Genomic DNA, 690 nt, shown 5'->3' with positions numbered 1-690 from the left:
GGTTTTGTAGTTTATCTCTTCATTTTCATCATTAAGTTTTTTAGGATCAAGTAAAGATGGATAAGGATGGTTTTCTTTTTTGTATTTTTCATTAAAATCATTAGATAATAACCATTCTTCTATAAGATTAAAATTCTTTATAACATAATCAAAGTTATGAAAGATATTGTCTATAATAGGAGTATAGTCTTTATGAATATTTAATAGATTTTTTATTTTAGGAAATTCTTTTAAGAATAATTGTTTGTTATTTAATAAACCTTCAAGAATATTAGAATTGATTTGATTAAGTTCTTTAAAAATTTCTTGAAACAGTTTAAATTCTTTATTGGCTTTTTTAATATAAGAATATAATTTAAATGTGCCACCTTTATACCAAGTTTGATAAGATTTCATTAAAGCTTCACCTAGCATATAAGATAAATGAAAATAACATTTTAAAGCTTCATTATAATCAGGACAATGTTTTAATTCAGGATATTTAAGAGTAGGAAAAACTTTGATGGTTTCTTGATAGATTAATTTTTCTTTTTTATGTTGTTTTTTAATATTATAAAGTTTTTTAAATAAGGCTAAATACCCCCCCCCATTTTTATTATATTCGATCATAGCTTGACCAAGTTTATAAGCTAAATGATTTTTGATTCTTTCTATAGCTGAATTGGGATTTTGCATGGTGAGAGTCCTTAG

General features: G+C 23.3%; 1 pseudogene. It reads right to left on the bottom strand.

What is annotated here, in order from left to right:
* Window positions 1-675, bottom strand: a pseudogene (locus H2280_RS08400) (DUF2972 domain-containing protein); the annotation flags it as partial.
* Window positions 676-690: the final 15 nt, after the last annotated feature.

The organism is Campylobacter sp. 2457A (genome assembly GCF_020135895.1).
GTDB lineage: Bacteria > Campylobacterota > Campylobacteria > Campylobacterales > Campylobacteraceae > Campylobacter_D > Campylobacter_D taeniopygiae.
This window is presented reverse-complemented; position numbering and strand designations above follow the sequence as displayed.